This window comes from Blautia sp. HCP3S3_C12 (assembly GCF_052064155.1).
Classification (GTDB): domain Bacteria; phylum Bacillota; class Clostridia; order Lachnospirales; family Lachnospiraceae; genus Blautia_A.
On the sequence record NZ_JBQHWC010000009.1, the window covers coordinates 30,444 to 51,098 of the forward strand.

19 protein-coding genes and 2 pseudogenes are annotated in these 20,655 nt (G+C 41.9%); 10 read left to right on the forward strand and 11 right to left on the reverse strand.

Annotation, left to right across the window (positions count from 1 at the left end; all coding sequences use genetic code 11):
* Nucleotides 1–163: 163 nt before the first annotated feature.
* Nucleotides 164–1,723 (reverse strand): DUF3794 and LysM peptidoglycan-binding domain-containing protein, encoded by a 1,560-nt coding sequence (locus ACTNDS_RS08960; RefSeq protein ID WP_441035140.1) that lies wholly within the window; start codon nucleotides 1,721–1,723, stop codon nucleotides 164–166.
* A gap of 60 nt (nucleotides 1,724–1,783) precedes the next feature.
* Nucleotides 1,784–2,191 carry a protease complex subunit PrcB family protein gene (locus tag ACTNDS_RS08965; protein ID WP_441035142.1) on the reverse strand — a complete coding sequence of 136 codons (408 nt, stop codon included), beginning with the start codon at nucleotides 2,189–2,191 and terminating at the stop codon, nucleotides 1,784–1,786.
* A 145-nt stretch (nucleotides 2,192–2,336) separates the two neighbouring features.
* Between ACTNDS_RS08965 and ACTNDS_RS08970 the strand changes: the two genes are divergently transcribed.
* Nucleotides 2,337–3,080, forward strand: a complete 744-nt coding sequence (locus tag ACTNDS_RS08970) for a lysophospholipid acyltransferase family protein (protein WP_441035144.1) — start codon at nucleotides 2,337–2,339, stop codon at nucleotides 3,078–3,080.
* 17 nt (nucleotides 3,081–3,097) lie between these two features.
* Here the strand turns inward: ACTNDS_RS08970 and ACTNDS_RS08975 are convergent, their stop codons facing one another.
* Nucleotides 3,098–4,603 (reverse strand): recombinase family protein, encoded by a 1,506-nt coding sequence (locus tag ACTNDS_RS08975; RefSeq protein ID WP_441035146.1) that lies wholly within the window; start codon nucleotides 4,601–4,603, stop codon nucleotides 3,098–3,100.
* A gap of 94 nt (nucleotides 4,604–4,697) precedes the next feature.
* On the opposite strand from ACTNDS_RS08975, the gene ACTNDS_RS08980 reads away from it, so the two are divergent.
* The 4 genes from ACTNDS_RS08980 to ACTNDS_RS08995 all read left to right on the forward strand — a co-directional run bounded on the left by ACTNDS_RS08980 (nucleotide 4,698) and on the right by ACTNDS_RS08995 (nucleotide 7,760).
* Nucleotides 4,698–5,933 carry an ATP-binding protein gene (locus ACTNDS_RS08980; RefSeq protein WP_441035148.1) on the forward strand — a complete coding sequence of 412 codons (1,236 nt, stop codon included), beginning with the start codon at nucleotides 4,698–4,700 and terminating at the stop codon, nucleotides 5,931–5,933.
* A gap of 240 nt (nucleotides 5,934–6,173) precedes the next feature.
* Entirely contained in the window at nucleotides 6,174–7,340 is a 1,167-nt protein-coding gene (locus ACTNDS_RS08985; protein WP_441035150.1) for an ATP-binding protein, read from the forward strand.
* Between the two features lie 13 nt (nucleotides 7,341–7,353).
* Entirely contained in the window at nucleotides 7,354–7,479 is a 126-nt protein-coding gene (locus ACTNDS_RS08990) for a hypothetical protein (RefSeq protein ID WP_441035243.1), read from the forward strand.
* Nucleotides 7,452–7,760 (forward strand): hypothetical protein, encoded by a 309-nt coding sequence (locus ACTNDS_RS08995; protein WP_441035152.1) that lies wholly within the window; start codon nucleotides 7,452–7,454, stop codon nucleotides 7,758–7,760. The genes ACTNDS_RS08990 and ACTNDS_RS08995 overlap by 28 nt, the downstream gene beginning before the upstream one ends.
* Before the next feature lie 183 nt (nucleotides 7,761–7,943).
* Here ACTNDS_RS08995 and ACTNDS_RS09000 read toward each other — a convergent pair whose 3' ends face one another.
* The 5 genes from ACTNDS_RS09000 to ACTNDS_RS09020 form a co-directional block, all read right to left on the reverse strand.
* Nucleotides 7,944–8,903, reverse strand: coding sequence for a HipA domain-containing protein (locus tag ACTNDS_RS09000; RefSeq protein ID WP_441035154.1), 960 nt, complete (start codon nucleotides 8,901–8,903; stop codon nucleotides 7,944–7,946).
* Nucleotides 8,900–9,232, reverse strand: a complete 333-nt coding sequence (locus tag ACTNDS_RS09005; RefSeq protein ID WP_118409687.1) for a HipA N-terminal domain-containing protein — start codon at nucleotides 9,230–9,232, stop codon at nucleotides 8,900–8,902. The genes ACTNDS_RS09000 and ACTNDS_RS09005 overlap by 4 nt, the downstream gene beginning before the upstream one ends.
* Nucleotides 9,233–9,235: 3 nt before the next feature.
* Nucleotides 9,236–9,436, reverse strand: coding sequence for a helix-turn-helix transcriptional regulator (locus tag ACTNDS_RS09010; RefSeq protein WP_026076851.1), 201 nt, complete (start codon nucleotides 9,434–9,436; stop codon nucleotides 9,236–9,238).
* Between the two features lie 288 nt (nucleotides 9,437–9,724).
* Entirely contained in the window at nucleotides 9,725–9,910 is a 186-nt protein-coding gene (locus tag ACTNDS_RS09015; protein ID WP_441035157.1) for a hypothetical protein, read from the reverse strand.
* Between the two features lie 65 nt (nucleotides 9,911–9,975).
* A complete protein-coding gene (locus ACTNDS_RS09020; protein WP_441035159.1) occupies nucleotides 9,976–10,344 on the reverse strand; it encodes a hypothetical protein in 369 nt (122 codons plus the stop codon).
* A gap of 285 nt (nucleotides 10,345–10,629) precedes the next feature.
* Here ACTNDS_RS09020 and ACTNDS_RS09025 point away from each other — a divergent pair, with 285 nt between their 5' ends.
* Entirely contained in the window at nucleotides 10,630–11,736 is a 1,107-nt protein-coding gene (locus ACTNDS_RS09025) for an RNA-guided endonuclease TnpB family protein (RefSeq protein ID WP_441035161.1), read from the forward strand.
* A gap of 249 nt (nucleotides 11,737–11,985) precedes the next feature.
* On the opposite strand, the gene ACTNDS_RS09030 is transcribed toward ACTNDS_RS09025, so the two are convergent.
* The gene (locus tag ACTNDS_RS09030; RefSeq protein WP_441035163.1) at nucleotides 11,986–12,846 is read right to left on the reverse strand and encodes an FKBP-type peptidyl-prolyl cis-trans isomerase; all 861 of its coding nucleotides are present in this window, start codon (nucleotides 12,844–12,846) and stop codon (nucleotides 11,986–11,988) included.
* Between the two features lie 246 nt (nucleotides 12,847–13,092).
* On the opposite strand from ACTNDS_RS09030, the gene ACTNDS_RS09035 reads away from it, so the two are divergent.
* Entirely contained in the window at nucleotides 13,093–14,067 is a 975-nt protein-coding gene (locus tag ACTNDS_RS09035) for a hypothetical protein (protein ID WP_441035165.1), read from the forward strand.
* A 349-nt stretch (nucleotides 14,068–14,416) separates the two neighbouring features.
* Here ACTNDS_RS09035 and ACTNDS_RS09040 read toward each other — a convergent pair.
* Nucleotides 14,417–14,554, reverse strand: a pseudogene (locus ACTNDS_RS09040) (helix-turn-helix domain-containing protein); the annotation flags it as partial.
* A gap of 693 nt (nucleotides 14,555–15,247) precedes the next feature.
* On the opposite strand from ACTNDS_RS09040, the pseudogene ACTNDS_RS09045 reads away from it, so the two are divergent.
* Nucleotides 15,248–15,590 (forward strand): annotated as a pseudogene (locus ACTNDS_RS09045) (nucleotidyltransferase domain-containing protein).
* Between the two features lie 864 nt (nucleotides 15,591–16,454).
* Here the strand turns inward: ACTNDS_RS09045 and ACTNDS_RS09050 are convergent.
* Entirely contained in the window at nucleotides 16,455–16,703 is a 249-nt protein-coding gene (locus tag ACTNDS_RS09050; protein ID WP_441035167.1) for a hypothetical protein, read from the reverse strand.
* A gap of 294 nt (nucleotides 16,704–16,997) precedes the next feature.
* Here ACTNDS_RS09050 and ACTNDS_RS09055 point away from each other — a divergent pair, with 294 nt between their 5' ends.
* Complete coding sequence (locus tag ACTNDS_RS09055) at nucleotides 16,998–18,581, forward strand: AAA-like domain-containing protein (RefSeq protein ID WP_441035169.1); 1,584 nt, start codon at nucleotides 16,998–17,000, stop codon at nucleotides 18,579–18,581.
* A gap of 275 nt (nucleotides 18,582–18,856) precedes the next feature.
* On the forward strand, nucleotides 18,857–20,467 hold the full coding sequence (locus ACTNDS_RS09060; RefSeq protein ID WP_441035171.1) for an AAA family ATPase: 1,611 nt from the start codon (nucleotides 18,857–18,859) through the stop codon (nucleotides 20,465–20,467).
* Nucleotides 20,468–20,655: the final 188 nt, after the last annotated feature.

The following is a 20,655-nucleotide window of genomic DNA, read 5'->3' on the forward strand; positions in this document are numbered from 1 at the left end:
GTTTTTTATTCTTCAGCAAATACCCGACATGGGAGCCGGGCTTTTGTACTTTGTATACAAAGCATTCTTGAGTTTTATTTTAAATCATTTTCAGCAGGATTTCAATACAGGAAACTCTGTTTTTTTGTGGGATTTTTTCAATAACAGAACCTGCGGCAGCCTTTTAGCTCTGTACCTGTTTTACCAGAAGCAGGGACTGGCCGGGACTGATCTCCGCCTCCTGCAGACTGTTCATAGTGCAGATTTCCTCCACTGTGGTATAAAAGGATCTGGCAATATCCCACAGCGTATCTCCCGGCTTAACCATATAAACAGTAACACCTGGCATATCCTGGATCTTCTTCATATCCAGAGGTTTCTCCTCCACATGATCAATGATCATTTCCTCCCACTGCCTGAATACCAGCACATTCAGCCCTACAGAAGCCTTTACCTCGATCTCATCTCCGTCAGCCATAGTCACAGAAAGCTGCTCCAGCTCCGAATGCAGAAAATACCTGCAGTCCGGACCCACACCCTTTGCATCGATCACATGGGTAAAGGGCAGCATAGCTTCCATAGAATAAAAGGGCATCTCATCATTACCAATAATATAAAGAAGCCTTAGGATCACAATTCCCTCTACCTGGATTCCCTCCTCCGTAATCCTGGTCTTATCAATCTTCACCCTGCCGCAGCTATGGCAAAGCTGCAGCACTTTCCCCTGGCTTTCCTTCACTTTAATTCTGTCATTCATCCGGAACCTGGACAAATTCCGCACCAGAAGACTTTCCAGAATCTCCTGTTTTCCATGAAGCACGCATTCTTTCAGAGGAGTATATACATCCTGGACCAGGTCATACTCCACCTCCCGGTACAGCTTCATATTCAGCTCCAGTACAGCATCTATCTGAAAAATCCTCTCTTCCCCGTCTCCATCCGGTTTTACCTCCATCCCCTGATGGATCAGGGAAACCTCAATATGGGGGATCAGCTCCTCCCCACACCCCTGACACTCCATTTCCCTGGAAAAGGGCAGGGTATATTCCTGCCACTGCGGCAAAGCTTCCTCATCTGTCCCTTCATAAAGAATAAATACTGCCAGCTCTCCCTTCACACGTATCTTATCCTTCTCCACCCGCAGGTCCAGGTTTCTGGGTTCTATAGTGTGCCATAAAAGGGACTCCACATTAGGCCGGTTCGCTGCAAGTTCAATATCTTCTTTAATGCGCAGCGTATCTTTTTTATGTATACAGAGACTCATAAGCCCCACCCGCTTCTTTTTTACCGAAATATCCTCTTCCTCCAGAGCCACCGGTATCTGAATCCCTGTTGTCTCATCCACCACAGCATAAAAGGTTACGATGGCCTTGATATTCAGCTTTCTTGAATGGATCACATGGATGCTCAGATCCTCCATCTCCCAGTTCAGACAAAGCTTATCTCCGCCCTCTATTCCCTCCAGGTTCACAGTCTCATCCACCGGCAGCTTCGCTGCCAGACTGTATATTCTGCCTTCCTTCTCCCCTACATAAAGCATATCTACGTTCAGGCTCCCCTTTAGAAAAGCCCTTCCTTCACTAAGGCGCACTTCATCCATGGAAATCTCCGCCTTACTCTGGATCATCCTTCCAATATCCGGTCTGGTATCCGGCACATTATAATCCTCATCAAAGGTTACCTGGCTGGCAGCCTTACTTTTCACCCGAAGCATCTGCACAGTTTCTTTCTTCAATTCCATCATTCTCTAATCCTCTCCTTCTATGATATACAGACTCAGATCTCTATTTTTTGTTTCCTGTCCTCACAGGAATTGTACCGGTTTATCCGTACTTTTTATTTTCAGGACAATACAGGGATAGGAGGGCTCCTGTCCCTGTTTCCCCTCAGCAGGTCCCAGAAGCCGGGTTTTACAGAAAACTCCGTTCTCCGACTGTGAGACCTCCTCTACCTGAATACTGTAGCCGCCTGTTACCTGAGTGCCATACCCTTTCATCAGATACATACTGTCCTCCACCTTATAGACCATCTGAAAACCCTTCTTCTTTTTCTGTTCCATAAAACGGACTGCTTCTGCAGGGATTTCCTCCTGTTTCACAATTGTATATTCCAAAGGAGTGCGTTCTCCCTCCTCTATCTTAATGAGCCCACATCCGGTCAGAAGCATTACAGCCAGCCAAAAAACCATGGCCATACAGGCTTTTTTTCTCACAATGCTACCTCGGCATATTTCTTTACTAGCCATTCTATGCAGATCCAACGGGATTTATACTTGCAGGCTGTGGGCAGATTCTTTATAATGAATACAATGACGTTAGGATCAATCTCTCAGGGACTGATCCGGAAAGGATTCACAAATGATACGTTTTATTCTTGTCTGTATTGTGGTCATCGGATATCTGATCCTGTCTATCCCGATCTTACTGGTAGAATGGATCATCGGCAAATTTTCTCCTATGACCAAGGATATCAGCTCTCTTCGGATCATTCAGGCTGTATTTCGATTTATCCTGTGGATCACAGGAGCCAAAGTCACAGTAATAGGAGAGGAAAATGTACCGAAGGACACCCCCGTCCTGTATATCGGTAATCACAGAAGCTACTTTGACATCCTCCTCACCTACAGCCGCTGCCCTATCCGCACCGGCTACATTGCCAAAAAAGAAATGGAGAAAATCCCTCTCCTGTCCACCTGGATGAAATATCTCCACTGCCTCTTCCTGGACAGAAAGGACATCAAGCAGGGACTGAAAACCATCCTGGCAGCTGTAGATAAGGTCAAATCCGGCATTTCCATCTGTATCTTCCCGGAAGGCACCAGAAACAAAAATACAGATGACCTGGATATGCTCCCCTTCCATGAGGGAAGCTTCAAAATCGCCACCAAGGCAAAATGTCCGATCATCCCCATTGCCATCAACAACTCCGCAGATATTTTCGAAGCACATTTCCCGAAAATCCGTCCTGCAAAGGTTGTGGTGGAATACGGCAAGCCCATCTACCCTGATGAACTGGACAAAGAAACAAAGAAGCATCTTGGCGAATATACCCAGGGCATCATCCACCAAATGCTTGAAAAAAATAAATCTCTTACCCAGTAACCAATACCCGGAACTGTTTAGAATTTCCACTGGATCTGAACAGTTCCGGGTAAAATTTTCAAAACTGTGATCATCTTATCCACTGTAAACCGTTTCTCATCAAATCCAATATTATCCCAGAGACTAATATTGGACACTACTCTTTCCATCTGTTCCGGCGTTGCCTGATTTTCAGACAATGCTACCAGTTCCTCCGATTTCTGCCTGCGAAGCTGATCCAGCTGATCCACCCTCTGGTCAATATAGCTACTCAATATCTCTCCTGCCCCTGTCAGCGATTCCACCAGGATCCCGATCTCCTTCTCCAGCGCTTCTATTTCCTCATATATTTTCTGCACTCTGGGATCTTCCTTCAGGGATCTGTGTCCCACAGGAGCCTGACCCTCTCTCAGCTTTTTTACCATCTCCTCATATACATGTCGCTCCACATCCTCCGTATAGATCTTTCCACACCCCGGACAGGCTTTATTATTCAGACGCCGGGTGCATCTAAGGTACTGTTTACCAGACTTTGTTTTTACACTCATCAAAGCATATCCGCAATGTCCACATTTCACCTTTCCTGCCAGCCATGTATTCACAGCCTTCCGGTTCGCCACCACTGTTTTATTTCCCAGAAGCTTGATCCTGCAGCCCAGCCATATTTCCGAAGAAACCAGCCCCTCATGAGGACCGACCACCAGCATATGTCCCCGCAGATTCTGAAGCTTATCCGTGTCCACATCTCTGCCCTGGTACAGATAACACCCATGTATGCCGTCAAACATTCCCGGATCACTGGCAATATTTGTCCCCTGGCTTCTGAAGAAACGGTACACATCCATATCCGCACGCACATATGCCGGATTCCTCAGCAGCTGGGCAAGCATTGGGCGGATCAGCGCTTTTCCATAAAACAGGACTCCCTTTTCCGTATAATACCGGGTGATGTCTCCATAAGAAGTCTCCGGCTGACAATACATGTGAAAAATTTCCCGCACAATCTCCCCCTCTTCCGGCTTCTCCACCAGCTTCTTGGTATGGATCCCATCCATTACAATTTCCTCCAGCCTGTAACCATAAGGTGCCTTTCCTCCCATATAAAATCCTTTCTGGCTTCTGGAATAATAAGCATCACAGACACGCTTCTGGATCGTCTCCCTCTCCAGCTGGGCAAACACAATACAGATATTTAACATTGCCCTGCCCATAGGTGTGGAAGTATCAAATTTCTCAGTGGAAGACACAAACTCTACCTGATATTGCTGAAACAGCTCCATCATATTGGAGAAGTCCAGGATAGAACGGCTGATCCTGTCCAGCTTGTACACGATCACCTTCTCCACCTCTCCTCTCCGGATATCCGCAAGAAGCTGCTGCAGCTGAGGCCTGGTGGTATTTTTACCACTGTATCCACGATCCTTGTACTCCCTGAAGGATCCGCCCTTCAATTCATACTTGCAGAACTCAATCTGACTCTCAATAGAGATACTGTCTGCCCTGTCCACGGACTGCCTGGCATAGATTGCATTGATTCTGTTCATAAAAGCCCTCCTTTTTCATCTGTGTATGGTTTTTTCATATGATTACATTTATAATTTAATTATATATCACCGCTTATTCACAGGAGGAACCCATATGCGCAGAAAATATACTGATTCCCTGATCCAGTGGAAAAAAAATCCCCACCGCCATCCTCTCCTTCTCCAGGGGCTGCGGCAAACCGGTAAAACCTGGCTGGCCCTGGATTTTGCAGAAAAAAATTACAAAAACACCCTCTATCTCAACCTGGAGACTGACAAACCAGTCACCGATTATCTCTCCGTACCCAGACCGCCCCAGGATGCGCTGCTTTTCCTGGAGACTTACGCCGGAAAACCTCTCAAGCCCTCTGTCTCACTGCTGATCCTTGATAACATCCAATGTGTACCGGAGCTTTCCACACTTCTGGCTGCAATCTCTCTGGATTATCCACAGTATCACATCATTGCCATCCACAGAGGCCTTGCCTCCCCTGGGCTCTACAGCAAAAATGATTTCGATATTATCAGCCTGTATCCTCTGGATTTCGAGGAATTCCTCTGGGCAAATGCGGAATATGCCCTATCCAGGGAAATCCGCAGACACTTCTCCACCCTGGCTCCCCTGGGAAAAGAACTGCACCAGAAAGCTCTGTCACAGTTTTATCTCTATCTGGTCACCGGCGGAATGCCACTGTCTATACTGGAATACCGCAGGGAGAAAAAACTGCTGATGGTACCGGATATACAACAGAAGCTATTGGAACTGATCCTGGGTGATATTTCCAGCCAGGCTCCCACAGGAATGACCCGCCACTGTCAGAATGCCTGGCTCTCCATTCCCGCACAGCTTGAAAAATCCAGCCGGAGATTCCAATATTCCCTTATAACCAAGGGCGCCACAGCCAAAACCTATGAAAAGCCACTGGACTGGCTGCTCCGATCAGGATATGCCCTTGCCTGCCGCCAGACCTCCCTACATCTGTATCCCACTGACTGCGGACTGTGCGCCAGAGTACTGGGTGTACCATCTTATCAGCTGCTCACCGGTTCCCACACCCCGGCAGCCAGAGCCTGCACCGAAACCTTTCTGGCACAGCACTTTACCAGAAACGGATACACCCTCTCCTACTGGTCCAGCGGCAACCAGGCCGAAGTTCCCTTCCTTCTGGAAAAAGAGGGCCGGCATATTGCTGTGGACTACCGCCTGACCCCACATCAAAAAACCCGGAACCTTACCAGATTCCGGGCAGAAATGAATACAAATGCAGAAATGTACCTGCTGTCGGTGGAGGACTTCAGGGAAAAAGAAAACTACCATATTGTACCGGTGTATGCGGGGTTTTGTGTGTGATACGCCAAAAGGGACTGTCTGGATAGACAGTCCCTTCTTATTTGCAAAAAAGAGCCTCTGATCAATATAATCAAAAGCTCTTTTCGCTGGTTTACCAGTATTTTTTCACATAGCTGACAGCTTCCGGTTCCGGTACAAGGAAAACGCTAGCTAGATTTCACTGACTATAATATATTTTTCTGTATAAAGATCATTAAATGTATGCTATAATTAAAAAAGGTAGTAAAAAGGGGGTATATAATGGATAAAAGGTATTCAAAGGTGTTTAAACCCGGTACATTTCCGGACATTACTTATGTTTCCAGAAAATCAGGAACCATGCAATATAGTTACGAGGAACGTCTTCAGCAAAGTTTATCGATTGATGGATTTCTCACATATATTGTAGGCCCATCCAAAATAGGAAAAACAGTTTTATGTGAGCGTGTGATCGGCGTTGACAGGATTGTGGCGATGTCCGGCAATGATTTTGTCAGGGAATCAGATTTCTGGAACCGGGTGGCAAAAAAAATAGGGATATCCACGGAAGCGGAAATCAGTGAGACGAATGCGGACTTTTCTTCCAATGAGCAGCGCTCCACAATGGTGAAGAAAAACTATCCGGCAAATAAGGAAAAAATACTGCAATATTTTAAAGAATCCAATAAAGTTCTGGTTCTGGATGATTTTCATTATGCACCGGCAGAGGTTCAATATGATATTGCCTGTCAGCTGAAGGAAGTAATCCGTCTGGGATTTAAGGCGGTGATCATTTCCCTTCCCTACCGGTCAGATGATGCAATCCGTCTGAATCCGGACCTCACCGGACGTCTTTCCGTGATTGAAATTGAGCCATGGAAGGAAAAGGAACTGCAGGCTATTGCGCGTAAGGGATTTCATGAGCTGGGCATATCCCTGCAGGAAGATATTCTCTCACGTATGGCAATGGAAAGTATCCATTCACCCCAGGTCATGCAGGCCATCTGCCTGAACATCGGCCTTCTTCCTGGAGAAAGCTCTGTTATAGATGGAAAAATCATAGAAGAAAGCTGCCGTTTTACCTGCGCAAATCTTCCTTATGCAGATGTAGTGCGTGTACTCAAAGCAGGCCCCCCAACCAGAGGCCAGAAACGGCTGAAATATCAGCTGACAGACGGAAGCCGCAGAGATATTTACAGTCTGATCCTGGAAATGCTTGCCGATAATCCTCCGCTTGTGGAAATGGAGTTACAGGAACTTATGACCCGGATCCAGTATAATGTGCCGGAATGCAGGATCACTACCCAGAAAATACGAGAAGCTCTCAGGAACTGGCAGAAAATATTAGAAGAGTCTGGTGCATTGTATCGCGTTTTTGAATGGAAGGATGACATCATACACATTCTGGACAATCTGTTTCTGTTTTTTATCAGATGGTCGGGTATCTGACAGGGAGGTTAAAATGAGAACATTTGCAGATATCACAATAGATGAACTGATCAGGCAAAAATCGAAAATGAATATGACATCCAGCACATCCTGTATGCACTGCTGCGCACAGTGTTTCCGGAAACCCGCAAAGAAGTAAACGGGGATAACGGATATAGTGGGACGCGTGCAGATCTGTATCTGGAGACATATGACATTATAATTGAAATTAAATGTACCCGTTCAAGTATGTCTGTAAAACAACTGACAGAAGAACTTGGCTCAGATGCATTTCATTATAAGACCAAAAATCTTTACCTGTTTATTTATGACAAAGAAGACATTATAAAAAGTCCCGAAGCTTACCAGAACGCTTTTCAACGGGATTATGAAAAAGACGGAAAAAATGTGCAGGTATTTATAACAAAAACTTTAATATAAGCAAAGAAGGCTCCGGTCATTGCGATCGGGGTCTTTTTTTAAGTGCGCCCCATATATCTTTTGTATCTCTGATAAGTATTGAATAAGCAGGGTATGAATTGTCTGTGGCATATAAATCCATTCCTCCTTTCATTTTCAGTATAAAACAAACGATACTTTTTGGCAATGTGAACAGCCTTTTATCTAACTCAAAATATCAATCCTTTTTGAAATAAGTTCCCCTATTTGCTCTTTTTGCTCTGCTGACAAGTAAGATTCTTCTATCTGTGTAAAAAGTTTTGTCTTTAATGAGCATACTTTTTTCATCATACGTTCTGCAGAATTTAATGGGATTCCACAGGATTCTGCCAGTATCCGAAATTCTTTCTTATGAATATTACGTTTTTTTCCATTTATTGTCAGTGCCAGCTGTTCTTTATCTTCTGGCATGATCACATTAACAGGAAGCATATCATATGCTTTTGATAATTGGAAATTTCTGCTGCCAGGCTCCGTTTCCTTTAGTGAAAAGTTTTTCAAATGCATATCTGAATTTCCCATAACGAAAGATCCAATAACACGCAGAAACAGCTCTGACAGGTCTAAGCCCGGTGTTGCAGAATATTTTTTTATGATTCTTCCGCATTGTTCATAAGAACCTTTATATTTATCCTGCGTCAGTCTGTAAGACAGCTGGCAGAAGTCTTCCATGGCATATAGTCTGGTCTCTTTTTCTGATATTTCCCGGTCTATCCTTTTCGTAATATACGCGTATTCATCATTCATTTTTATAAGAGCATGGGGAACCGTCCGGATTCCCATAATTTCTGCGAGACGCATTGCCAGATCCTCAAATTCCGGCATATTATGAAATTCTTCCGTCTGCGGCTTCAGGATATATCCTGTTGGATAGTCCACAATTGTAAGTCTTGCATTAAGATCTGTTGATAAATGCAGGGAAAGCTTTTTCTGAACTCCCGGCACGGTAAGTCCCTCATTTACCGTCTCATTTGCCAGTATTTCCAGTTGGTCTTTCGTAATATCCAAGATTGGTAATTCATCTGTCTGAAAAAATCTCTTTACACACTTTTTGTGCCAGCACCATTCTTTTTCCACATTCGCTGCACTATTTGTTATTGACTTTCCACAACACAAGCATTTCATACCTTTTCTCTCCTGATACAAACATCGCCAATGCAGTCTCTGCAGGCAGATAACAGTAAGCCAAACCGGTCTTTCTGGTTGATTTTCCAGTTTCGGCTGACCACCCCCAGAAGCCATCCTTCCGGAATCAGTCCGTCAAAAAAAGGAAACAATATGGTTGTTTCATAAGGCTCCTGACGTAATGGAAGTGTCAGGCTTACTGCCACTGCATCTTCTCTGTCCAGATAATCCTGGTCATAAGTAAAAATATACCCTTCCTCAGTTTCTGCAATAATTCCGGAAAAATGATTTTGAATATATACATATCCTTTTCTATATTCTGACTCCACCTGCTATTCCTCCTTTTTTCCTGGTACAGCTTCTTTCCCAAACATTGCCAGTGCCTGATTCACTTTGTCCAGACGCACCGTTTCTTTTCCCTGTTCCAATTCCCTTACAAAACGAAGTCCAAGTCCGGAACGGATTGCAAAATCCTCCTGCGTCAGCCCTGCTTTTTTTCTTTCTTTTTTTATATAATCTCCAATTGTACTCATATTAAACATATTAATCCCGTTCGGGTATAATTTCAAGTGGATTATATAAAAAAATCCCGAACGGGTATAATTTATATATTTCTATGTCAAATCATCCCGAACAGGTATAATATTATTTCTATAACAGACTTCAGAAACAGATTTATCCCGTCTGTTTCCCCTGAAATCTGGCATTTTTTATGTTTTGTGCCTCGGCGGAATCTAACCACCGAAAATAATCGCAGGGAAAAAGAAAACTATCAAAAAGAGAGCCTCTGATCAATATAGTCAAAGACTCTCTTCGCTGGTTTACCAGTATTTTTTTACATAGCTGACAGCTTCCGGTTCTGATAAAGAAAATTCTTTCATAAGATTCCGGATCGTATCTTCTTTACTGATATTAAAATTTTTACATGTCCTTATGTTGGCAAGGATACCTTCTTCTATTCCCTCCTGCTTTCCTTCCAGTTTCAATTCTTCCAATGCATTGCACATGTTTACCTGTTCTCCCTTCTGTTCTGATTCCAGTGCATGGTTTATCAGCTGATGTGATTCTGTAATCAGATACCAGCGGTTTTATTTTCTCTGGAATCTCCAGCATGTCCTTTAACGAAAATGGACCGTCCCATTCGTTTTCTCCATAATATACGCACAGACTGCTCACCGCCAAAAAGTGCTGCATTGAAAAGGTCTGCAAAACAAAGTGAACCGGAGGGGTCTGACCATCGAAAATACTGATCGTCCACACCGGACGTGAAATGTATGGTATGGATGGAATCCATCATCAGAGTGATGTTACCTTTGTCATCAACACACAGGATATAACACTGATCAATTCTGATATGCCTTATTGTAGCCATTCCTTTAACAACCGTAGCAAGAATTCCCTCACCTCTATAGGTGATGGGATGAATTGCACATTCGAGCATGTCTGCTCAAATTCATAAAAAATCACAAAAACACTTGTTCTGATACAATAAATATAGTATGATAGAAAAAAAGAACAATATGCTCTTGGAATTTGAACGGTCGAAATAAGCAATAAGTGAGTGTACATAATGAGTTTAGATAATAATTCTCATTCAGTGTTTTACCTGATCATGGTTATGAAATATAGCAGAAAGATGCTGGACGATAAGATGTCAGAGAGAACAAAAGAAATCTTTGAAATATAGCACCTGTTGAAACAATCCATCAGTATATAGAGAGTCAGGGTGAGAAAGATAAACCGGGCAGTAAAAATAAGGATCTATCCAAATAAAGAACAGATAACCCAGATAGAGAAGACGATCGGCTGCAGTCGTTTTCTCTATAACCGGATGCTTGCGGATAAGATCCGTTATTATCAGGAAGAAAAAAAGATGCTGAAAAATACGCCGGCCGGATATAAAAAAGAATATCCATGGCTGAAAGAGGTAGATTCTCTTGCGCTGGCGAATGTACAGTTAAATCTGGAAGGGGCTTTCCGGAAATTTTTCCGGGAACCGGGAGTGGGATTTCCGCATTATAAATCAAAAAAACATTCGCGGAAATCCTATACAACGAATATGGTAAATGGGAATATCTGTCTGCAGGACAGGTTCCTGAAACTGCCAAAGATGCAGCCGGTAAAAATAAAACTCCACCGTATGATCCCGGAGGGATGGAAGCTGAAATCAGTGACTGTGAGCAGGGAACCGTCCGGAAAATATTTTGCCAGTCTGCTGTTCGACTGTGAAAACCAAACAGCGGAGAAAAGACAGGCGGAAAAATTTCTGGGGATCGATTTTGCCATGCATGGAATGTGTGTATTTTCCACCGGTGAAAGGACCGGATATCCCATGTTTTACCGGAATGCAGAGAAAAAACTTGCCCGGGAACAGAGAAAGCTTTCCAGATGTGAAAAGGGCAGCCGTAACTATCAGAAACAGAAGAAAAAGATTGCATTATATCATGAAAAGATAAAGAACCAGAGGAAGGACTTCCAGCATAAGCTCAGCCACAGCCTTGCAGAAGACTATGACGCGGTATGTGTGGAGGATCTGAACCTGAAGGGGATAGCCGGAGGTCTGCATTTCGGAAAAGGGATACAGGATAACGGATACGGTCAGTTCCTTTCCATGCTTGGATATAAGCTGGAAGAACGTGGAAAATATCTGATAAAAGTAGACAGATATTTTGCATCCAGTAAGATATGCAGCGTATGCGGACATAAGAAGAAAGAGCTGGCATTATCAGAACGGATATACCTATGCGAATGTGGAAACCGGATGGACCGGGATGTGAATGCGGCGGTCAATATTCTGAAAGAAGGAAAAAGAATATATAAAAAATGTGCATAATAGCACAGAAAAGATCCGTAACCGGATAAAAAAGAACCGCGGGACACGCGGGGATAGCCTGTTTTAGCTCTGCCCTGAAGGGCAATCGAGCAGGAAGCTCCCACTTCAAAATCTGTAAGATTTAAGTGACGGGAGTATGTCACGAATGTAAATGGGAAACGGATCTACAGTAAACCCACAAAAACCGTGAATTTTCGTTCCTGATGCTTGAAAAACAAAGTCCCCCGGTTAGTTGACCGGGGGATTGCTTTATTTTACCTCTACTAATTCAATTTTGAAGTTCAATTCTTTTCCGGCCATTTCATGGTTGGCATCGAAAGTGATGTTTTTCTCATCCTTGGCTGTTACTTTTACCGGGAATGGCTGTCCGTACTGGTTGGACAGATATACCTGCTGGCCTACCGTAAGGTCCTCAGAGCCTGGAAGCTGAGCGATCTCCATAGTGAAAATAGCGTTGGGATCAGCCTGGCCGTATGCTTCCTCAGGCATCAGATGTACATCGATTACCTGACCCACTTCCATGTCTGCTACAGCAGCATCGAAGCCTCTGATCATCTGGCCTGCGCCACAGATAAATTCCAGTGGTTCTCCACGGTCATAAGAGGAATCAAACTGTGTTCCGTCATTAAAGGTACCTTTGTAATGAGTACGGCAGGTCTTGCCCACATTACGGCCTGTGATCGGATTATGGGAACCACAGCTTCCACCGCAGCCACCGCCACAGCTGTCACCACAGGAATGTCCCTCTTCATGGCTGCCGCAGGAATGCTCTTCCCCATGGTGATGATCACAATTCACACCAGAAGACACTAATTCGCCCTTCAGATAAGCTTCTACAGCCTGATCTGCATCTCCCTGGGCTCCTGAACAAAACTTGATCCCAGCCTCTGTGAGAGCCGCCTGTGCACCGCCGCCAATACCACCACAGATCAGCACATCCACATTCTGTCCATCCAACAAACCAGCCAGAGCACCATGTCCGCTGCCATTGGAACGGATGACCTCACTGGAGATCACCTGATTGTTCTCCACTTCATACACCTTAAAGTTTTCTGTTTTCCCAAAATGCTGAAAAATATTTCCATTATCATAGGTTACTGCAATTCTCATGTGAAAAATCCTCCAATTTTAATACAAATGTCGTTCAGTCCAGTATATCCTGTAAAGCCAATAAAATCAAGAGAAATCAAGGCTTTTGCCGGTTTTTAAAGACACGGTCACCTTTATATAAAAGGCGGCATTTTTCGCTGGTAAGTCTTTAATTTTCGGTGGTCAGACCCCTCCTATTATTGACGAATTTTTATTTCTGAGTTATCATGAAAATATAAAAGAATGTTTCATTTGCAGGAGTATCTCATGAAGGTAAAAAACAGTATTTCCACAACAATGAGAACCTTAAAAGGCAAAGAAACCAAAGACAAAGCGGCAAAAAATATTTTTTCATATAAGCCGATCATGGGCAATATTCTAAAGTACACGGTGGCAGAATACAGTGATTGTTCTCTGGAGGAGATCATAAACTGCATTGAGGGAGATACCATCCAGACAGGAACCGCATTTGTAGAAGAAGATATGGCAGGAAGCATCCGGGGTGAGCTGACGGAATTCAACACAACAGATGAGGCACCGGCAGTTTTTGATATCCTGTTTCGTTCCCTGCTTCCAAAGAAAAAGGAAAATATCCTGGTAAATCTTCATGTGGATTTTGAATTGCAGAAGAATTACCGGCCTGGGTATCCTGTTATTAAAAGAGGCATATACTATGGATGCCGGAAATTATCCTCACAGCTGGATAAAGTAGGGAAGAATGGGAAAGGCTATAAATATCTGGAAAAGGTGTACAGTATCTGGATCTGTCTTGACAATATTCCTAAAGAGCAGCAGAATACCGTATCCTATTACAAGATACATAATTATAAAAACGAAGGCTTCCGTGTCCCTGACAATCAGATCGATGCTGCAGAAGCAGACCTTATGGAAGTTGTTATAATACGTCTTGGAGGGGATGCGCAAAATGAAAAAGGACTAATGGATCTTTTATATGGTGTATTTTCCGGTGATCAGAAGAAAGTCTTGTCTTACATTCCGGATTCAGACAGTCAGATCCGGCAAAAGGAGGTGTCCGATATGTTGAGTATGATTTCCTATGCAGAAGAAAGAGGCGAAAAAAGAGGCGAGAAAAAAGGTGAAAAGAAAGGCATTAAGAAGGGCGAGAATCGTCTTGGGATGCTTATGAAAATACTTTTAGATAATAAACGTTATGCAGATGCGAAAAGAGCATCTGAAGATGAAACATACAGGGAACAATTATATAAAGAGTTTAAAATCTAGCCAGTGGTTTCTTTATGCCGGAATCGGAACTGGGAGCTGTCAGCTATGTAAAAAATACTGGTAAATCAGTACGGAGAGTCTTTGATCATATTGGTCAGAGGCTCTTTTTTGTACAAAGAAGAACCCCGATCGAAATGATCGGGGTTCCCTTTTAGGAATCTGTATTATTTACCCAAATGGATTATTTAACAGTTACTTTCTTTACATTTGACCACTGGCTGAATACTTTCTTGCCGTCTTCAGATGTTCTGTTGAATGCGTGGAGACCTGCATAGTAGGTTTTTTTCTTCACATTCTTGAATGTTGCTGTTAGATTATTTTCGGTGGTCAGACCCTACCAGGTAAGTACTTTGGATATGGTTGTTGGGTCTTTACATAGAAAAGTAGCAATGTCTTTAAAAGATGTTCCTTTTGCTAATTCATTTTCGATGTAAATTCGGTCATTTAATGTTAAGTGTTTCTGATTTCCTGGTATATATTTACTCATGATAATTCTCCTTCTACTGCTGTCAGAGGGAAATACAACCATAACATTATTGTGTGAAAGAGTAAATATCTACTATGCGAGAGTAAATTCCATCGCCCAGTGGGGCAGTGGAATTTAAGAATTCATTTTAGGGCTCATACAATTATCACAGTAGTATATTGATTTCATGATCTGCATATGCTATAATGTCAGTAGACAAGAGAAACAAGAAATCCATGTAGTTCAACTACAGCAAAAGCCCCGAAGTTGCGACCTTCGGGGCTTTTGATTCCCTATTTGAGATGGAAGGGATTAAATCCATAGGTTCATTACCGACTATTGGTCGCTATCCAACCATTTGATAAGATAATGGCAAATTAAATTGCCAATAACATTACCCATAATAGCGACAAAAAGAGAAACAAGAATTTCCATGTAATTCACCTCCCTCCTGTCACCAGTATCGGAGGCGGTAACATAGCAAATATATCATAATTTAGAACGAATTGAAATACTAAACCCGGCATGAATTAACGTGCTGGGCGTTTTTATTTATTTCAATCCATTCTCTAAAACCGTCAATTTTCGATGGTCAGATTTTTCCGGATCATCTTGGCGTCTGCCAGAGGAAGTTTGGGATAGATAGACGGCTTTTCACATTTCCAAAAAGTATCGTTTGTTTTATACTAAAAGTGAAAGGAGGAATGGATTTATATGCCACAGACAATTCATACACTGCTTATTCAATACTTATCAGAGATACAAAAGATATATGGAGCGCATTTAAAAATGCGTGATTCTATACGGTTCCTATGTCAGAGGAGATTATACACCAGATTCAGACATAGATATAATGATTCTGGTAGATCTTTCCGAAGAAGAAATGGATGCATATTCAGATGCTCTTTCAGAACTTGGATTTAAATATAATGTTCAGCATGATATATGGATGATGCCTGTAGTGAAAAATCAGCAGCATTTTTACCACTGGGCAGCGTCTTATCCGTTTTATTCTAATGTTCAAAAGGAGGGAGTTGTTTTATATGAAGCAGCCTGACTCCGTTGATGTGGAAACTGGCAGAGAAATATTTATTTGCAGAATCAGAGAGCCCATCTGAAGATGAAAATACCAATAAACCAGTGCAGTAATAATTCACAATCAAAACCATCCCGACTATTGAACTCATTCTTATAGTTGGGATGGTTTTATGTGTGGGTAAGAAAATTTATGTTATATAAATTTTAGAATTCTTTTATGTGGAGATTATTATCTTTCTGGTTATTTTCGGTGGTCAGACCCCTCCGGTTCTTTCAGAAGAGACTTACCAGTAGAAAAAGAGGACTGGTGACTGTCTATTTTGATTGAAAAAAGACTATATTCATGATAAAATCATATAGGATGCTACCATAACGGTAGGCGGTTGGCCCTCTACGGAGGGACTGAACCCTCCGATTACATAGAAACCCAAACGGGAATCAACGGAAAGGAGGGCTGAGCCTTATGAGTATTGTTGATTTTATCGCAGTAATGAGCTTTGGCTTAACCTGCTTTGGATTAGGATATTCCTTTGGTAAGGATAATAATAAGACACAGAAATAGCCGCCCCGGTCCTGAGAAAACTGAGCGGCTTTTCTAAAGCTTAACATTTAGTATCGGGCCAACCGTCTATCGGTGGCATCTTTTCTATTAATAATATAACATGACTGCTTTTTGATTTCAAGAGAAAACCTATATTTGATAGTGTAAACTTACTGTAGAAAATTAATAGACAGAGTAATGATTCGCAATTAAAACCATCCCGACTATGTATATTATTCATATAGTTGGGATGGTTTTATGTATGGGTAAGGAATTTTATGTTATATAAATTTTAGAATTCTTTTATGTGGAGATTATTATCTTTCCGATTATTTTCGATGGTCAGACCCCAATGTTGGCACCTGTAGTTGTAGTTTCTGCAGGAGCAACTTCTGTAGCATCCTCTACAACAGGTGCTTCTGTTTCATCTGCGAATTCTGCAGGAGCTTCTGTAGCAACTGCTACGTCAGAACCATCGCTGAACTCAGCAGCCCATACCGGCACATTAGAAGTAGCAAGCATTGCAACTACAAGAGACATACTTAATGTCTTTTTAGCCATGCCCTTCTTTGTGTTTTTAATCTTTGTCATGATTATAGTTCCCCTTTGGGTGGTGTACAGGTTGATTTTGGAGGGAATTTTGTGTGGGGAATCGTGTTTAGACTTGGAGAATAGATGGATTTTGTGATTTATAAGTGGGTAATTATTTGCTCTGACATTAGAAACAGGCAGTTATTAAAAATAAGCCAGATGATTTATCGGATAATTCTTCTGGTTTTCCCTGCCCTGACAAAGTTTATTTTCTTATGGTAAGTATAAAAAATATTTGGTACAATAAAGGCATGCGATAACTGTATCCAGGCAACTATTTATAGGAGGCTTACATTGAAGAAGCGTTTTAATATTACCGGTCCATGTGACAGCAGCAGGCACTATATGGTCAGTCTTTCCAGCCGTTTGCAGGAGATCAAAACTTTAGTTGATAATGGTGACTATTTTGTTATAAACCGTGCTCGTCAGTATGGAAAAACAACGATATTAAAAAATCTGAAAAGTTTTCTCAGCGATGAGTATCAGGTGTTTTCAATCAGTTTTGAAGGCTTTACTTATGATGTATTTCAGAGTGAAAACACTTTTTGCCAAAGAGTTTTTAAGCTTCTTTACACCTCAATGGTTTATGGCAGCTTAAACGAAATTCCTGATCTGATCGTAGAAGAATGCAGATCTATGTTTAGTTCCGGGAAACAGAATATAGATCTGTGGACGCTTTCAGATTTTATATCAAATCTTTGCAGACAGATAAAAAAACCGGCAGTACTCATGATCGACGAAGTTGATCAGGCCAGTAACCAACAGATTTTTCTTGCTTTTCTTGGGACACTCAGGGATCAGTATATTAACAGGAATGAACGTCCTGCTTTTCAGTCTGTTATATTGGCCGGTGTATATGATATTAAAAATCTGAAACTGAGGATTCGACCGGAACAGGAGCATCAGTACAACAGCCCCTGGAATATTGCCGCAAAATTTGATATAGATATGAGTTTTTCGGTAAAAGATATTGAAGGAATGCTTTCGGAATACGCAGATGATCGGAAAATAGAGATTGACCATTTAAATGCTGCCAGAATCATTTACGATTACACAAGCGGATATCCTTATCTGGTTTCCGCAGTTTGTAAAAACATTGATGAACAGGTATTTCCGGAGCATCCGGATTATGCATGGCGCACAGAGGGAATCATGCAGGCAATTCATTTACTGCTGAAACAACCCAATACGCTGTTTGATGACATGATAAAACACCTTGCGGAATATCCGGAGCTGGCAGGGATTCTTCAGAATATTCTTTTCGAAGGTCAGGATTACCCATTTAATGCATATGCAAAGGCATTTAACATCGGCATTATGTTTGGTTTTCTTAAAGATACAGATGGACGGGTTGCTGTTGCAAATAAAATTTTCGAATCACATCTGTATAATTATTTTCTTGCAGAAGAAATTGCAGGAAATACAGCAGAACGTACGGCACTTTCTGATAGAAATCAGTTTATTGTCCATGGGCATCTGGATATGAAAAAAGTGATGGATAAATTTGTACAGTACTATTCAGATATTTATTCGGAATCAGACAGTTCGTTTGTCGAAAAACATGGGCGAAAAATATTTCTGCTTTATTTAAAACCGATCATTAATGGAACGGGAAATTTTTACGTAGAAGCACAGACCAGGGATCTGACCCGTACAGACATTATTGTAGATTACGCGGGAGAACAGTTTATTATTGAGTTAAAAATATGGCACGGTGAAGCGTATAAATCCAAAGGTGAGAAACAATTGGCTGAATATTTGGATCTTTATCATCAAGATACAGGTTACCTGCTTACATTTAGTTTTAATGCGAAAAAAGAAATAGGAATGAATAAAATTATATATCAAGATAAAATTTTGTTTGAATATGTTGTGTAGATTGTTATTGTCCCACTATAGAAATAGTATTATACCCGTTCGGGATGATTTAATATAGAAATATATAAATTATACCCGAATGGGATTTTTTTATATAATTACAGCATTTTCACTACATCGGAACCCGGTTCCGATTTTAGGGTAAACGTATCCCTGCCCTGACAAAGTTAAATATTTTCTGCTGGCAAGTATTTGTTGTGTTTGTTATACTGATAGTAGTGAAACCATTACCAATTAAATGTGATCAAAAAATAGAAAAAGGAGGGCGAAAATCCATGGGATTTTATCTGAACAGTGCAGCACCGGGTGCATTATACAAAAGCGAAACTGAGAACCCTTATTTTGTAGATAAGTCACAGCTGCTGGAAGCGCTGATTCCTTTTGTACAGCAGGGTAATAAACACATCTGCATCACCAGACCGCGGCGATTTGGAAAAACGGTTATGGCAAACATGATTGGTGCCTTTTTTGGAAAAGGCTCCGACACACAGGATATATTTGATGCTTTGCAGATTTCAGCTTCGCCGTTATACGAGGATAATCTGAATCAGCATAACCTTATCTATATAGATTTCAGTAAAATGCCTGCGGAATGTTCTTCTTATACCGCATATATTTCAAGAATTGAAAAGAGATTAAAGATGGATCTGTTAAAGGATTTTCCGGATGCAGAGTGCAGCATGGAAGATGCCTTATGGGATATTCTGGACAGTATTTTTGATGTATATCATGGACAGAAATTTCTATTTGTCATGGATGAATGGGACTATATTTTTCACAGAGATTTTATTTTGGACAAAGATCGGAAACGATATCTTCAGTTTCTGAGTAATCTTCTGAAAGACCATGCCTATGTGTCTATGTCTTATATGACCGGAATTCTGCCTATTTCCAAATATTCCAGTGGTTCAGAACTAAACATGTTCATGGAGTTTAAAATGACTTCCATGGCAATGTTCGGGGAATATTTTGGTTTCACAGATGAGGAAGTAGATGTTCTTTATGATAAATATCTCCATCTATGCAAAAATCCACAGGTTTCCAGAGAGGGCCTGCGTGAGTGGTATGATGGATATTTTACCGCCTCCGGCAAGCGTCTCTACAATCCAAGATCTGTGGTGATGGCGCTGCGGTTCAATCAGCTGTCAAATTACTGGACCAGCTCCGGGCCTTATGATGAAATTTTTTATTATATACGAAATGATATAGAACACATACGGGATGACCTGGCACTGATGATTTCAGGAGAGGGGATCGATGCACGGGTGGAGGAGTTTGCAGCTTCTGCCATGGAGCTTCGGACCAAAAACCAGATCTACTCAGCTATGGTAGTCTATGGACTGCTGACCTATACAAAGGGAAAAGTATTTATTCCCAACAGGGAATTAATGTTCAAATACGAGGAGCTTCTGCGCAGTGAGAAAAGTTTGGGTTATGTCTACCGTCTGGCCAGTATTTCCGACCAGATGCTAAAAGCAACCCTGTCCGGAGATACCGACCGGATGGCTGAGATCCTGCAGTTGGCACACAATACAGAAACACCGATTCTTTCGTATAATAACGAGACGGAACTGGCTGCGGTAGTCAATCTGGTATATTTATCTGCCAGAGACCGATACCGGGTGGAACGTGAAGATAAAGCAGGTAAAGGATTTGTAGATTTCATTTTTTATCCGGAAAACCCGGCAGATACAGGGCTGATCCTGGAATTAAAAGCAGGTCACTCACCGGAAGAAGCAATCCGGCAGATCAGAGAAAAACAGTATGCGCTCCGCTTTAGGGGAAAGCCTGGGGAAAAGGAAAGATACACCGGGCAGATCCTGGGTGTGGGAATCAGTTATGATAAAGACACAAAAGAACACCATTGTAAAATAGAACAATTGTAATAGCAACCATTCATGATAAAAACCATCCCGACTATGTATATTATTCATACAGCTGGGATGGTTTTATGTGTGGGTAAGGAATTCTATGTTATATAAATTTTAGAATTGTTTTATGTGGAGATTATTATCTTTCCGGTTATTTTCGATGGTCAGACCCCTACAGTGTTCCGATACAGTACCAAATCTTT